Source organism: Methylophilus medardicus (assembly GCF_006363955.1).
Classification (GTDB): Bacteria; Pseudomonadota; Gammaproteobacteria; order Burkholderiales; family Methylophilaceae; genus Methylophilus; species Methylophilus medardensis.
This window is the reverse complement of the sequence record NZ_CP040948.1, coordinates 979,640-994,202: the sequence shown is the minus strand read 5'-3', so window position 1 is coordinate 994,202 and position 14,563 is coordinate 979,640. Positions and strand designations below refer to the sequence as shown.

General features: G+C 48.7%; 13 protein-coding genes. 2 read left to right on the top strand and 11 right to left on the bottom strand.

Features of this window, described 5'->3' with window-relative positions; translation table 11 throughout:
- Positions 1-1,386, bottom strand: coding sequence for an oxygen-independent coproporphyrinogen III oxidase (hemN, locus tag FIT99_RS04930; RefSeq protein ID WP_140004647.1), 1,386 nt, complete (start codon positions 1,384-1,386; stop codon positions 1-3).
- Between the two features lie 256 nt (positions 1,387-1,642).
- Here hemN and fnr point away from each other — a divergent pair, with 256 nt between their 5' ends.
- Positions 1,643-2,368 carry a fumarate/nitrate reduction transcriptional regulator Fnr gene (gene fnr / locus FIT99_RS04925; RefSeq protein WP_396652224.1) on the top strand — a complete coding sequence of 242 codons (726 nt, stop codon included), beginning with the start codon at positions 1,643-1,645 and terminating at the stop codon, positions 2,366-2,368.
- Positions 2,369-2,686: 318 nt separating this feature from the next.
- Here fnr and FIT99_RS04920 read toward each other — a convergent pair whose 3' ends face one another.
- The 10 genes from FIT99_RS04920 to FIT99_RS04875 all read right to left on the bottom strand — a co-directional run bounded on the left by FIT99_RS04920 (position 2,687) and on the right by FIT99_RS04875 (position 13,037).
- Complete coding sequence (locus tag FIT99_RS04920) at positions 2,687-2,995, bottom strand: FixH family protein (protein ID WP_140003272.1); 309 nt, start codon at positions 2,993-2,995, stop codon at positions 2,687-2,689.
- A 6-nt stretch (positions 2,996-3,001) separates the two neighbouring features.
- Positions 3,002-4,447 carry a cytochrome c oxidase accessory protein CcoG gene (gene ccoG / locus FIT99_RS04915; RefSeq protein ID WP_140003271.1) on the bottom strand — a complete coding sequence of 482 codons (1,446 nt, stop codon included), beginning with the start codon at positions 4,445-4,447 and terminating at the stop codon, positions 3,002-3,004.
- A gap of 18 nt (positions 4,448-4,465) precedes the next feature.
- Positions 4,466-5,362: a cytochrome-c oxidase, cbb3-type subunit III gene (ccoP, locus tag FIT99_RS04910; protein WP_140003270.1), complete on the bottom strand. Its 897-nt coding sequence runs from the start codon at positions 5,360-5,362 to the stop codon at positions 4,466-4,468.
- Between the two features lie 27 nt (positions 5,363-5,389).
- Positions 5,390-5,530, bottom strand: coding sequence for a cbb3-type cytochrome oxidase subunit 3 (locus FIT99_RS04905; protein WP_140003269.1), 141 nt, complete (start codon positions 5,528-5,530; stop codon positions 5,390-5,392).
- Positions 5,531-5,541: 11 nt separating this feature from the next.
- Positions 5,542-6,168, bottom strand: coding sequence for a cytochrome-c oxidase, cbb3-type subunit II (gene ccoO, locus FIT99_RS04900; protein ID WP_140003268.1), 627 nt, complete (start codon positions 6,166-6,168; stop codon positions 5,542-5,544).
- Positions 6,169-6,178: 10 nt separating this feature from the next.
- Positions 6,179-7,615, bottom strand: coding sequence for a cytochrome-c oxidase, cbb3-type subunit I (ccoN, locus tag FIT99_RS04895; RefSeq protein WP_140003267.1), 1,437 nt, complete (start codon positions 7,613-7,615; stop codon positions 6,179-6,181).
- 100 nt (positions 7,616-7,715) lie between these two features.
- The gene (gene ccoS, locus FIT99_RS04890; RefSeq protein ID WP_019881964.1) at positions 7,716-7,853 is read right to left on the bottom strand and encodes a cbb3-type cytochrome oxidase assembly protein CcoS; all 138 of its coding nucleotides are present in this window, start codon (positions 7,851-7,853) and stop codon (positions 7,716-7,718) included.
- Positions 7,854-7,857: 4 nt separating this feature from the next.
- Entirely contained in the window at positions 7,858-10,152 is a 2,295-nt protein-coding gene (locus tag FIT99_RS04885) for a heavy metal translocating P-type ATPase (protein ID WP_140003266.1), read from the bottom strand.
- Positions 10,153-10,350: 198 nt separating this feature from the next.
- Positions 10,351-12,402: a methionine--tRNA ligase gene (gene metG / locus FIT99_RS04880; protein WP_140003265.1), complete on the bottom strand. Its 2,052-nt coding sequence runs from the start codon at positions 12,400-12,402 to the stop codon at positions 10,351-10,353.
- Between the two features lie 173 nt (positions 12,403-12,575).
- Positions 12,576-13,037, bottom strand: coding sequence for a fasciclin domain-containing protein (locus FIT99_RS04875; RefSeq protein WP_140003264.1), 462 nt, complete (start codon positions 13,035-13,037; stop codon positions 12,576-12,578).
- 245 nt (positions 13,038-13,282) lie between these two features.
- Between FIT99_RS04875 and apbC the strand changes: the two genes are divergently transcribed.
- Positions 13,283-14,371 carry an iron-sulfur cluster carrier protein ApbC gene (gene apbC / locus FIT99_RS04870; protein WP_140003263.1) on the top strand — a complete coding sequence of 363 codons (1,089 nt, stop codon included), beginning with the start codon at positions 13,283-13,285 and terminating at the stop codon, positions 14,369-14,371.
- Positions 14,372-14,563 lie beyond the last annotated feature (192 nt).

Below are 14,563 nucleotides of genomic sequence, written 5' to 3'. Positions count from 1 at the left end.
TTAAAGGATTTTGGAAAACCTTGCACGATTGGCATCGTGCTGCAAATAACGGTCAAACACCATGGCAATGGCTCGCACAAAGTACCAACCCATGTCGGTCACTTTTAAACCATCTTCTTCTAAGACCACCAAGCCCTGCGTTGCTTTATCCACCAACTGTTGCAGCTCGGTTTGAAAATAGGTATTGAATTGAATCATATAAGAAAGCTCAATCGACTCATAGCTGAGCTCTCCATGACACATAATCGCCATGATGACGGCACGCCGAATCAAATCATCTCGACTCAGTGCAAGCCCCCGCACAATTGGCAATTGGCCTTGATCAATAAAATCGTAATACTCTTCGAGGGTCTTCGCATTCTGACTGTAGCTGGCGCCCATTTTGCCGATGGCTGATACTCCCAAGGCCAAAATATCTTGGTCGGCCATGGTGCTATAACCCTGAAAATTTCGGTGTAATCTACCCTGCTGCTTTGCTATCGCAAGGGTGTCCTCGGGTAACGCAAAATGGTCCATGCCGATGTAAACATAGCCCGCTTGTATCAATTGCTGGATGGCTTCTGACAACATTTGAATTTTGTCGACTGCGTTAGGTAAATCCTCCTGCAATATACGCCGCTGCGGTTTAAAACGCGAAGGCAGATGTGCATAGCCATACAGCGCAATACGATCTGGACGCAAGGTGATGACCTGACTGATCGTCTCACGAAACGTTTGCGGTGTTTGTTTCGGCAAGCCATAAATCAGGTCCACATTGATCGACTGAAAGCCCATCACACGCGCTTGCTGCATCAATGTGTCGACCTGGGCAAAAGGCTGCACTCTGTGCACTGCTTGTTGCACAGCGGCATCAAAGTCTTGTACGCCGAAACTCAAACGGTTAAAACCAAGCTGACGCAAATGCTGCAAGCGCTGCTCATCGACGGTGCGGGGGTCAATTTCAATGGCGTACTCGCCCTCTTTGCTAAATACAAAGGCTTGCTTGAGCATGTCAATCAAACGGGTTAACGCATCATCGCTGAGAAAGGTGGGTGTACCACCACCCAAATGCAACTGATTCACCACTTGCGCTTGCGCAAATTGATCCAAGTGCAAAGCCAACTCTCGCTGCAGATAGTTTAGGTAAATCTCGCTTTGTTCGTAGCGCTTGGTCACAATTTTATTGCAGGCACAATAAAAACACAGTGACGCGCAAAATGGGATGTGCACATACACGGATAACGGTTGCGCCCAGTGACTGATGTTACGTTGCTCAGACGCTTTGAGATAAGCCGCGGCATCGAAGGCTTCTACAAAGCGATCAGCGGTTGGGTAAGAGGTATAGCGCGGCCCGGAAACATCATAGCGTTCGATGTGCGCCTGTGTAATCATCAGCGGTTGTTTCATGGTATCTAGCAAATTCGCTCCTGTCAGCACAACGGGGACGCACTGTCCCGAGAGTTAATAGCAGCTACTTTGCCATAAAGTAATCCCCGTCTATTTGACACACATCAAATGCCCTGAATGGGCTCACAGGCATAATGTGCGCAATATAAAGGGAAGAAGACAGAACCACATGCTGAATCATATTGGAGCCAATGATATTGCCTTGCAAGAAGCGTATAATCAGATGGACGTTCAACGACCGCCAAGGACCGCCGAAATGCAAGTACCAGCAGAATCTAGCTTTAAAGTTGCCTGCTCGAATTGCAATCTGCGAGAGCTTTGTTTACCGATTGGCTTGAGCACAGCAGAGATGAATCGACTGGATGGCATTGTTGCCACACGTAAAAAAGTCAAACAAGGTGGTCATCTATTTAGCAGTGGCGACCCTTTCACCACGTTGTACGCGATTCGAACCGGTTTTTTCAAAACCTGCGTCGTGTCAGAAGATGGTCGCGAACAAGTGACCGGCTTTCAGATGGCGGGCGAAATTATGGGATTAGATGGCATTGTCTCTGACCATCACAATTGTAATGCCATTGCCCTAGAGGACGCCGAGGTTTGCGTGATGCCGTTCAATCATGTTGAGGATCTTTCTCGAGAAATCCCCGTACTCCAACGCCATGTTCATAAAATCATGAGCCGTGAAATCGTGCGTGAAAATGGGGTGATGATGTTGCTGGCGAATATGCGGGCGGAGGAACGGTTGGCTGCGTTTCTGCTCAATTTGTTGCAACGCTTGCATGCCAGAGGATACTCAAAAAGTGAGCTGATCTTGCGCATGACGCGGGAGGAGATCGGCAGCTATCTTGGTATGAAACTCGAAACCGTGAGCCGTACCTTTTCTAAGTTTAGTGACGAAGGCATTATTGAAGTGAAACAAAAAAACATCCGAATTTTGGATCACGAAAAACTGCAAACCATCTTTAACGCCAGCACTTGTTAGTTTTTTGTAAGTGCGTTTTTAGTGCCAATCAGTACGCTTGCACAAGCTGTTTGAAGCGCTAACAAGACTCGCCTGCACACGAAAACGGCGTTAGCTCTTCGCAGTATGGCCCCCCGCGCGTAAGGCAGCCCGACCACCATTCAAACACCATCCCAATCATTGCCATCACCTGCACTGCTTTATCGCATCGCGAGCCAGCCAGCCAGAGTCAAAGCAGAACATCCAAAACACCGCTAGCGCTACTGAGCCACGAGGCGCAAACGCCATGCACGCAAGGTCTTTGCGTGCATGGCGTGCGTATCGGTTTACACAAAAAGATTATTCTTCTGCAGGCTTTAATCCAGTTTGGGCGTGATTACGCGCTTGAATCGCGGGCGCCATGGCTTCGCTTTGCGCTTCTTGGCCCTGTGCATCGAGCGTTTTATTAATTTCGATGCCTTTGCGATAGTAATCGTCAATCGGAGGATCAGGATGGGTGATCGCCAGATATAAAGTAATAAACGAGGCCACAACCACCAACGCCGGGCCGCCAATAATCAACCAGACATAAGGGTTTTTAAACCATTTGGCTTGATCGACTGCAAGTGCGCTATTTTTCAAATAAGTACTGCTCTGTGTCACCGGCATACTCCATTAATTGCTAGGAACGATAAAGACAGATTTTTCTTTCACCGTTTCCTTAGATTGTTGATCTGTCATCTCGAAAAGAATTTTGTGTGAACCTGTTCGAACAGCGCCATCTGGTAATTGGAGCTCAAGAACCACATTTCGTTTCTCAAACGGTTGTAATGATTTAAAGTCTTGCGTGTTGCCATCCGCCAGATGCATGACCAATGCAGGTAAGCCACTGATTTTCAGGTCGAAATCTCGGACGATTTCGGTATCATTTTCAAGTTTGAGCGTATAAACGTTTTCAATGTTTCCCTCGTCAGTAAAGCGCGCCAATACGCCTCGGTCGCGCAACACATCCAGCCTAAAGTCTGGCTTAAAGTACAAACTCACCACCATGCCTACCGTCAAAGTCACTAGTATCGCGGTGTAGATTAGCACGCGTGGGCGCATTAAACGGCGCAGCATTTGCTGGCGAGACCAGCGATTGGTCATGCCGTTTTGGGTCGAATATTTAATCAATCCTTTGGCATAACCCATTTTATCCATCACATCATCACAGGCATCAATACAGGCCCCACAACCAATACATTCGTATTGCAAGCCATTGCGAATATCAATGCCGGTTGGACACACCTGCACGCAGATACTGCAATCGATACAACTGCCCAGCCCATTGGCATTTTCAGCAACCTTTTTAGAGCGCGCACCACGCGGTTCACCGCGCGCTTCGTCGTAGGTGACAATCATCGTATCGTCATCAAACATCGCACTCTGAAAACGCGCGTAGGGGCACATGTACTTGCAAACTTGCTCACGCATATAGCCTGCATTGCCATAGGTGGCAAAGCCGTAGAAGCAAATCCAGAACGTTTCCCAACCACCCAACTGCCATTCAATCATGTTGGGCACCAATTCGCGAATCGGGGTGAAGTAGCCGACAAATGTCACCCCGGTCCACAAACCAAAAGTAATCCATGCCACCTGTTTGAGCGATTTTCGCGTCACTTTATTCAAGTTCCACTTGCTATCGTCCAAACGCATGCGCGCAATCCGATCCCCTTCGATCTTGTTTTCGATCCACATAAAAATCTCAGTGTAGACCGTTTGTGGACAAGTAAACCCACACCACAATCGACCAGCAACCGCGGTAAATAGAAACAGAGACAAGGCCGATACAATGAGCAGGAAAGACAGGTAAATTAAATCCTGCGGATGAAACACCAGACCGAAGATATAAAAGCGCTTGGCTTCGAGGTCAAACAACATCGCCTGCCGACCGCCCCACTCCAACCATGGCACGCCATAGAAGAATAATTGTGTCGCCCATACCATGACCCAACGCCACCGATCAAACACACCCGATACACTGCGTGCATAGATCTTATCCGCGGACTTATAAAGTGACAAAACCACCTCCTGTTCAGGGATGGTGGTTTTGTTCACAGCGTTTACTTTAATATCGCTCATGTATTGATCTGCATTCGCTTACTTGTTGGAAAGACCCCAAACATAAGCGGTCAGCAAATGGATCTGCTCCTGGCTGAATTTTTCTTTCCATGCAGGCATGACGTTATTTTTGCCTTCGTGCACGCGTTTGATAATGGCTGCTTCACCTTGACCATGTAGCCAAATGTTGTCTGACAAATTAGGCGCACCAATCAACTGGTTACCTTTACCTTCAGCGCCGTGGCAAGCCGCACACACTGCGAACTTCTCTTTACCGGCATTGGCACGACCAGAGTCATGAATACTGCCAGACAGGCTTAACACATAGTTGGCAACGTTTTTGACATCTTCTTCTGAACCGATGGCCGCAGCCATCGGAGGCATAATGCCGTTACGACCATTGTTAATGGTGACCTTGATCGTATCAGGTGCGCCACCGTATAACCAGTCACTGTCTGTCAGGTTAGGGAAACCACGGCTGCCCTTGGCATCTGACCCATGACAAGCGGCACAGTTGTTTAAGAAAATACGTTTGCCAATGTCACGTGCTTCAGGGATCTTGGCGACTTCTTCCACTGATAAAGCCGCATACTTGGCGTACAGAGGCGCAATTTTCTCATTATTTTTGGCGACTTCGGCTTCATACTGCTTCACCTCTGACCAACCAAATTTACCGTCATAGGTACCCAAACCTGGGAACAAATACAAATAAGCCAAGCCAAAAATAACCGTGATAATAAATAATCCCACCCACCACATCGGCAGTGGATTATTCATTTCCTTGATGCCGTCCCACTCGTGACCGTTAGTGTTGTCGCTATCGAGCGTTACTTTGACGCGACTTGCAAAAATCAGCAAGCCCACGCAAAAAGCGATTCCCCCTAAGGTAATGGTCGAAATCCAGATCGGCCAAAATCCACTTACAAAATCATTCATGATATTTTCCTTAAGCTTTCCGCGCTGTTATTCATCTTGGTCGAACGGCAGATTCTGCGCGTCCTTAAATTGCGCGGAGTTGCGATTGCGCCATGCCCAAACCATAATTGCCATAAACAAGACAAAGCTGAGTACTGTAAACAATATACGTAATAGATTGATATCCATGGCGCGTCTCCTTATTTCAGGTGTGTACCCAAGACTTGCAAGTACGAAATCAATGCATCTTGCTCGGTTTTGCCTTTGATTTCATCGCCTGCGGCTTTGATCTGCGCATCCGTGTATGGCACGCCAACTTTACGCAGCGCAGCCATGTGATCACCGATGGTTTTATCGTTTACCAGGTTTTCTTCCAACCATGGGTAGGCTGGCATGATGGACTCTGGTACGACATCACGCGGATTGTGCAGGTGCACACGATGCCAATCATCACTGTATTTGCCGCCTACGCGATGCAGGTCTGGGCCCGTACGCTTAGAACCCCACTGGAACGGGTGATCGTACACATATTCACCCGCCACAGAGTAGTGACCATAACGCAATGTTTCAGCGTGGAACGGACGAATCATCTGCGAGTGGCAGTTGTAGCAACCTTCACGCAGATAAATATCACGCCCAGCCAATTGCAAAGCCGTGTATGGCTCTAAACCACGTATCGGTTCAGTCAGCGACTTTTGGAAAAACAAAGGTACGATTTCAACCAAACCACCAAATGAGATCGTGATGAAGGTCAGCACAATCAGCAAAAAGCTGTTGGTTTCAATCTTTTCGTGCAGATTGCCACTATTGTTTTGATGCGATGCCATCGTAAGTTCCTTAAGCGTGAGCAACCACAGCCGGTACTTCTACCGAAACCGCTTTGCCGTTCGTTGCTGTTTTATATGTATTCCACAACATGATGACCAGACCGCTCATGTAGAGGAAACCACCCAAAGCACGTGTGAAGTAGTATGGGAACTTGGCTTTTACGCTCTCAACGAAGGTGTAAGCCAATGTACCGTCTGCGTTCACTGCACGCCACATGAGGCCTTCCATCACGCCAGAGATCCACAATGCGGCAATGTAGAGCACCACCCCAATGGTTGCCATCCAGAAATGCACTTCAATCGCTTTCACGCTGTACATTTGTTTTTGACCAAATAAGCGTGGGATCAAGAAATACAGAGAACCGATAGAGATGAAGCCTACCCAACCCAATGCACCAGAGTGCACGTGGCCAACGGTCCAGTCAGTGTAGTGTGACAAAGCGTTGACTGTTTTGATGGCCATCATTGGACCTTCGAAGGTACTCATACCGTAGAAAGACAATGAAACAATCAGGAAACGCAAGATAGGATCGGTACGCAGTTTGTGCCATGCGCCAGATAAAGTCATGATGCCGTTGATCATACCGCCCCAGCTAGGTGCGAACAGAATCAGTGACAACACCATACCCAAGGATTGCGTCCAGTCAGGCAACGCCGTGTAGTGCAGGTGGTGCGGACCCGCCCACATATAGGTAAAAATCAGTGCCCAGAAGTGCACGATAGACAGGCTGTATGAATACACTGGGCGCTCAGCTTGTTTCGGCACAAAGTAATACATCATGCCCAAGAAACCGGCTGTTAAGAAGAAACCTACCGCGTTGTGACCATACCACCACTGCACCATCGCATCTTGCACACCGGCATAGGCTGAGTAAGACTTGAACCAGCCAGCTGGAATAGCAGCACTCTCAACAATGTGCAGCAAGGCGACAGCCAGGATGAATGCGCCGTAAAACCAGTTAGCGACGTAGATGTGCTTGACCTTACGAATACCAATCGTACCGAAGAACACAACCGCGTATGAAATCCACACGATTGCAATCAGGATATCAATCGGCCACTCAAGCTCGCCGTACTCTTTACCTTGGGTATAACCCATTGGCAAGGAGATCGCAGCAGCGATAATCACTGCTTGCCAACCCCAAAAGGTAAAGCTAGCCAGTTTGTCACTGAACAAGCGCGTTTGACAGGTTCGTTGCACCACGTAGTACGATGTAGCAAATAAAGCACAGCCACCAAATGCGAAAATCACCGCATTGGTATGTAATGGTCGTAAACGGCCAAAAGAAGTAAATGGCAAGCCTAGGTTAAGCTCTGGCCACACCAGCTGAGACGCAATGATCACGCCCATCAATGTACCAACAACACCCCAGACCACTGCCATGATTGCGAACTGGCGGACCACGGTATCGTTGTAGGTCGCAGCCTTCACGGTTGCATTTTGCATGGATTTCTCCCAATGATTAAAACAAACACCCAACACTAAAAAATTTCTAGTTGTTCAACCCGATCATCCCAGAGTTGTCACAATTCTGATTTGACACATATCAATCCTGTTCGAGAATTCTGGAACCTTCTTCCTCCAGGTCTTCAAACTGCCCGGTTTGGATCGCCCACCAAAGGCCACCCAGAATCACAAACACCAGCAACACTGCTAGCGGGATCAATAAAAATGCAATCTCCATAACGCTATGCCTGACCTTTCTGCCAGTCCGACTGATGCCAGTCGGTCAAACGTAATGCATTTAGCAACACCAATAACGAGCTGGCGGCCATGCCTAAGCCGGCCAACCATGCAGGCAACAAGCCCATAATCGCTAATGGCACACCGGCCGCGTTATACAACGCCGCCCATAACAAATTTTGTTTTACGATGAGGATGGTTTTTTTACAATGCGAAATGAGCGAAACCAACACACCGATATCATTACCCAACACCACCATATCGGCCTGCGCCTGCGTCAAAGGGACGCCGGAACCCATTGCAATAGAAGTATGTGCTGCTGCAATGACAGGGCCGTCATTCAAACCATCACCAACCATTAATACTTTCCGCCCCTGTTGTTGCAGCAACTTAACATGCTGCAGCTTTTCTTCTGCTTTTTGTAACCCGTATGCACGTTGGATGCCCAACTGTGCAGCGAGGTTTTTAACGGGCGCTATTCTATCACCAGATAACAGCTGAATATCAAGCCCGTTCGAAATTAATTGTGAAATAGCTGCCTTGGCGTGCGGCTTGACTTGCTCAGACAAACTCAGACGCGCAAGCAAAGTTGCACCGCTAGTGACATACACTTGCCGCAGCGCTTCAGTATCGGATTCATTGGTGATACCGCAGAATGCCGCATTCCCTAATGTTACATGCAATGACTCGCCTGCTTTTGTGACGATGGTTGCAGACATACCACCACCGACAATTTCTTGCCAGTCCTGCGTGGCTAAGGTGTCTTGAGCGTCTAGGTTTAAGGCAAAACCATGCAAGGCTTGCGCCACTGGATGCAACGAATCCCGACTCATACTTGCGATAACATCCAACAACCATTGACGATCCCAATCAGGGTGCGTTTCGGCCAGTGCCACCTGTTGCAGGCTCTCGGTTAAGGTGCCTGTTTTATCAAACACAATGGTGTCAATTTCACTGATGGATTGAATCGCTTGTAAACGACGAATCAAAATACCGCCTTTAGCGAAGGTGCCGGCACTGGCTAACATGGCCGCAGGCGTCGCCAAGGACAGCGCACAAGGACAAGTTACCACCAACACCGCAACAGCTGACATGATGGCTTTGACCGGATCCGTGGTCCACCAAAAAATCACCGCAAACATCGCTGCCAATAATACGCCCCACAAAAATGGCTGCGCGACTTTATCGGCAAGCAAAGCAATGCCAGGTTTCTCGGTCGAGGCGGAGGCCATTAGATTGACCAATGCGTGATACTGCGTACCTTCTCCCACCTGCTGTACTTGCATTTCAATCGCAGAGGTCAAGTTACCAGAACCAGCGATGACTTTTGCCCCTACAGACTTAACAACAGGCTCAGACTCACCGGTCAACATAGATTCATCGACGCTAGTGCTGCCAAACAACACTAGACCATCGGCTGCAAACACTTCACCCGGGCGGATGTACAGCACATCGCCTGCATTGATATTACTTGCAGCAATTTGTACCCATTCACCGGCTACATTTTTTTTGAGAACAGCATGCGGCAAGCGACGCATCATGTTTTCCAGCGCACCCGCCGTGCGGTTACGCAATTTGACATCCAGCCAACGGCCTATCAACAAGAAACTGACGAACATCGTCAACGAATCATAATAAACCACATCTCCCCACCAGCCGCCGGGGGCGAACGTGGCCAAGGTGCTCATCACAAAGGCCGCCAAAATGCCGAGCGATACCGGCACATCCATGCCCAACTGGCCTTGTTTCACACTTGCCCAAGCTTGTGACAAAAATGGTGTCGCCGAGAACAGCATCACTGGCAACGTCAGCACCCAAGAAGCCCACTTCATCAATTGCACCATATCTGGCGCCATATCATTGCTGCTGGCAAGGTAAGTGGGATAGGCATACATCATGACCTGCATCATGCAGAATACCGCCACCACCAGACGCCACAACATTTTGCGTTGCTGCACGGTTCTATCACTGATTGCGTTGTATTCGTTAAGCGGCAGCGCGGGATAGCCAATGTCATTTAAATTGGCAAACCATTTGGAGGGAGAAATTTGCTGCGCGTCCCAGATAACCCGGACGCGTTTGGAGGCGGCACTCGCATGCACGGCCAGCACGCCGGTTTGTTGCTTAATGGCTTGCTCAATGCGGCCACTGCATGCAGCACAATGCATATTGTCGACCCATACGTGAGAGGTCCACACCTCATTGGCAGAAGCATCGCGTTGGCTAAACCGCTCCCATTCGGACTGGATATCCAGTCCTTGCCAGGGGTTCGTACTGCTCACTGCTAACGTTTTTGCCATTGGGCGATGAATCATCCGCAAAACAATATACAACTTTATATTATATGATTGAATATACTATAAAACAATGTGATTACTTTTCATCTATCACAGGCTTTGAGCAGCCTTTGCCAGAAAAGTTTTGACTGATCACAATAAAAAAACATGGCGCCGGCCGGCCCGCCATCTGCCCGCTGACGCCTTTCACAATGCAACGACTTATTTAACGCGCATACCCGCCTGTGCACCACTGTCTGGTGACAAAATGTATGGTCCGCCACGCGTATCGCTCGCTGCCAACACCATGCCCTCACTCATGCCGAACTTCATTTTGCGCGGCGCCAGGTTTGCCACCATCACCGTCAAGCGCCCTACCAAGGTCGCAGGATCATAGGCAGACTTAATGCCGGCAAATACTTGACGCGGTTTTTCTTCGCCAATATCAAGCAGCAGTTTGAGCAGCTTTTCGGCGCCTTCCACATGCTCAGCACTAACAATATATGCAATGCGCAAATCAACTTTGGCAAAATCCTCAATCGAGAGATAAGCCCCGTCCTCTGCCATGTTGGTTTCTGTGCTAGCGGCAACTTTCGCTACAACAGCGGTCGGCGCTGCGGCTTGCAAGCTATCTTTATTGGCCTCAACCATAAATTCAATCTGCTTAGCTTCGAGCCGGGTAACCATATGACTGTAAGGTTGTATGGTTTGCGAGCCCAGTCCGTGCGCCACGTCCGCCCATTGCAACGGGGACGTATTCAAAAACGTCTCCACCGCTTGCGCAATGTTTGGCAACACTGGTTTGAGATATATCGTCAACAAACGGAACATCTCAAGTGCTGTACTGCAAATAATATGCAAATGGCTGGCTTGACTGTCATCCTTGGCAACCACCCAAGGCGCAGCTTCTGCCACATACGCGTTCGCAGCATCCGTCAGCTTCATGATCTCGCGCAACGCCCGCGCAAAGTCGCGCGCGGCATATGCCTCGGCAATGGCCGGCGCGGCAGCACGCATTTCATTAATCACCGCATGCTCAACCGCAATGATGTGATGATCGAACTTTTTGGCAATAAAACCTGCCGTGCGGCTGGCAATATTGATATATTTGCCTACCAAATCGCTGTTGACGCGCGCCACGAAGTCTTCGAGGTTGAGGTCGATATCCTCCATGCTGCCATTTAATTTAGCCGCATAGTAATAGCGCAAATACTCCGGATTTTTCACATGATCGAGATAACTGCGCGCCGTGATAAAGGTGCCGCGCGACTTTGACATTTTTTCACCGTTCACGGTTAAAAAGCCATGCGCAAATACTTTGGTCGGCGTGCGATAACCCGCATATTCGAGGGTCGCTGGCCAGAACAAGGCATGAAAATACAAAATATCCTTACCGATAAAGTGATACAACTCGGTAGAAGAATCCTTTTTCCAATACTCGTCAAAGTCAATGCCAGATCGGCTACACAGATTTTTAAAACTGGCCATATAACCAATCGGCGCATCCAGCCAGACATAAAAATATTTGCCCGGTGCGTCAGGGATTTCAAAGCCGAAATATGGTGCGTCACGCGAAATATCCCAGTCTGACAACTTGTTCTCGCCAACTTCACCCACCCACTCCGTCATTTTGTTGGCGGCTTCCGCCTGCAAAGTACCCGAGCGGGTCCAGTCGCGTAAAAAGTCCGCGCACTCGCTCAACTTAAAAAAGTAGTGTTCGGTTTCTTTACGCACTGGCGTGGCGCCAGACACCGCTGAGAAAGGATTGATTAAGTCGGTAGGGCTATAAGTGGCACCGCAGACCTCACAGTTATCACCGTATTGATCTTTAGCATGACATTTAGGGCACTCGCCTTTGATAAATCGATCTGGCAAAAACATGCTTTTGACTGGGTCAAAATATTGCTCAATGGTTTTGCTGGCGATTTTGCCATTGGCTTTGAGGGCTTTATAAATGCCTGAAGCCAATTCACGGTTTTCTTCTGAATTCGTCGAATAATAGTTATCAAACTGCACCAGAAATTCGGCAAAGTCTTGGCTATGCTCTGCATGCACTTTCTCAATCAGCGCCTCCGGTGTGATGCCTTCTTTTTCGGCACGCAACATAATCGGCGTCCCGTGCGTATCGTCGGCACACACATAATGCACGCTATGCCCCTGCATTTTCTGAAAACGCACCCAAATATCGGTTTGAATATACTCAACCAGATGCCCCAAATGAATGCTGCCGTTGGCATATGGCAAGGCGGACGTCACCAGTAGTTTGCGTGTCATGAAAACAGGACCAAGATAAAAGCAGCTATTTTAGCAAATCCCTCGCTGTTTCAACCAATTCTTTATGCAGAGGCCCTCATACCAAATACAGGCAACGCCATGTTCAAAGCGGTCGCCGAAAAAGCAGCCAAGCTTAATGTAGGCGAGGCCACTTTCAAATGGGGCCATATTTGCTATTGATGACTAGGCATCAAAACGGCACTCATGGTGTGAATCACACCGTTATCCGCATTGATTTCATCGCCGAGGACTTTTACTTTGTTCACCTTGACACCATCGGTGACAGACAGCTGCAGATCGGCACCCTCCAAGGATTTAACCTTGCCTGCACTGACATCCGCCTGCGTAATTTTGCCCGGATAAATATGATAAGAAAGCACTTTTTTGAGCTGTACTGGATTAGTCAGCAGCGCGTTGAGTTTCGCTTTTGGGAGTTTAGCAAAGGCCTCATCGCTCGGCACAAACAGCGTCATCGGGCCACTACCGTTTAAAGTCTCCGTCAACCCGGCTACATTCACTGCCTTTAAAAAGATATTAAAGTGACCGTCCTGGGCGGCTGCCTGCAGTAAGTTGTCTGCACTGGCAATTTGTGAAAAACCCAAGGTAAATAAAACAACTAATAACATTTTTTGCATGCGAGTTCTCCTGATAAAACGTTGGATTAGGGCCTGCGTCGAGATGACGCTGACCATGGGGATCACATTAACCACGGCAGCTTACATTTGACTTACCCGCGCACCTACTCACCTTACAACAAACTGACAAGCGTGACAGAATAACCTTAAGATTTTTATGCCCACACAGACCGCATGACGAACCTTGTGCGATGCGTTAGAATACCTGATTCATTTAGTCAGGCATTACGGCAGGAACACTCAGCATGGCAATCAGCGAATTAATGATTCAAAGCACCTTAACATTGTGCATAGACCCTAACACCGGCAAAGACTTTGTCAGTGCAAAATCCATTAAAAACATCCAGATCGATGGCAACCATGTGAGCTTGGACGTAGTGTTGGGTTATCCGGCAAAAACCCAGTTGGACGCGATCCGCCAGCAAGTCACCGATGCCCTGCAGAGCATCGCAGGCATCGACGAAATCACCGTCAACGTTGGTAGCCGTATCGTAGCCCATAGCGTGCAGCGTGGGGTCAACTTGCTGCCGAACGTCAAAAATGTGATTGCCGTGGCCTCTGGCAAAGGCGGCGTGGGCAAATCGACAACCTCCGTCAATCTGGCGCTGGCCTTGGCGGCTGAGGGCGCAAGCGTCGGCCTGTTGGATGCCGATATTTACGGTCCCAGTCAACCGCAGATGCTGGGCATCTCTGGCCGCCCGGATAGTGCAGATGGTAAAAGCATAGAGCCCATGCGCGCGCACGGCATTCAAGCCATGAGTATTGGTTTTTTAGTGGATACCGACACCCCAATGGTCTGGCGGGGGCCCATGGTGACAGGTGCGCTTGAACAACTACTGCGCGATACACGCTGGCAAGACTTAGATTATTTGGTGATCGATTTGCCCCCTGGCACAGGCGATATCCAACTCACACTGGCGCAAAAAATCCCTGTCACCGGCGCCATTATTGTGACCACACCGCAGGATATTGCGCTGCTTGACGCCCGCAAGGGATTAAAAATGTTTGAAAAAGTCGGCATACCCATTCTGGGCATCGTCGAAAACATGAGCACACACATTTGTTCTAACTGTGGTCATGAAGAGCATATATTTGGTGAAGGCGGCGGCGCATTGATGGCCAGCGACTATAAAATCGATCTACTGGGTAGTTTGCCGCTGGATATAAACATCCGCATGCAAGCCGATAGTGGCGAACCCACGGTCGTCGCAGCCCCGGATAGTGCAGTGGCGAATAGCTACAAGCAAATAGCGCGCAAAGCTGCCAGCAAAATCGCGATTGCCAGTCTCGATCACAGTGCCAAATTCCCCAATATTGTGATTAAAAATACTTGATACACCTAGGCATATGCAGGATAAGAAACTGCCTCTTAAAAGCGGCAGTTTAGAACTTTGACAGGTTGAAATAAAAATAACGCTCTGCGAAAAGTGCAATCGTAAGCGCTGCCATGACAACCCGTCATTGGCTCACTACCAAAAAAATCATGCCACTAAAAACTTTTTCTGACTAAAAAAACTATAAAAAAA

Bases quoted from the DNA above. Each gene is read 5' to 3' on its own strand.
- ccoN (WP_140003267.1), bottom strand. From the start codon at position 7,615: ATGCAAAATGCAACCGTGAAGGCTGCGACCTACAACGATACCGTGGTC.
- apbC (WP_140003263.1), top strand. From the start codon at position 13,283: ATGGCAATCAGCGAATTAATGATTCAAAGCACCTTAACATTGTGCATA.
- fnr (WP_396652224.1), top strand. From the start codon at position 1,643: ATGCAAGTACCAGCAGAATCTAGCTTTAAAGTTGCCTGCTCGAATTGC.
- hemN (WP_140004647.1), bottom strand. From the start codon at position 1,386: ATGAAACAACCGCTGATGATTACACAGGCGCACATCGAACGCTATGAT.
- ccoG (WP_140003271.1), bottom strand. From the start codon at position 4,447: ATGAGCGATATTAAAGTAAACGCTGTGAACAAAACCACCATCCCTGAA.
- FIT99_RS04885 (WP_140003266.1), bottom strand. From the start codon at position 10,152: ATGGCAAAAACGTTAGCAGTGAGCAGTACGAACCCCTGGCAAGGACTG.
- FIT99_RS04905 (WP_140003269.1), bottom strand. From the start codon at position 5,530: ATGGATATCAATCTATTACGTATATTGTTTACAGTACTCAGCTTTGTC.
- FIT99_RS04875 (WP_140003264.1), bottom strand. From the start codon at position 13,037: ATGCAAAAAATGTTATTAGTTGTTTTATTTACCTTGGGTTTTTCACAA.
- ccoS (WP_019881964.1), bottom strand. From the start codon at position 7,853: ATGGAGATTGCATTTTTATTGATCCCGCTAGCAGTGTTGCTGGTGTTT.
- metG (WP_140003265.1), bottom strand. From the start codon at position 12,402: ATGACACGCAAACTACTGGTGACGTCCGCCTTGCCATATGCCAACGGC.
- FIT99_RS04920 (WP_140003272.1), bottom strand. From the start codon at position 2,995: ATGCCGGTGACACAGAGCAGTACTTATTTGAAAAATAGCGCACTTGCA.
- ccoO (WP_140003268.1), bottom strand. From the start codon at position 6,168: ATGGCATCGCATCAAAACAATAGTGGCAATCTGCACGAAAAGATTGAA.
- ccoP (WP_140003270.1), bottom strand. From the start codon at position 5,362: ATGAATGATTTTGTAAGTGGATTTTGGCCGATCTGGATTTCGACCATT.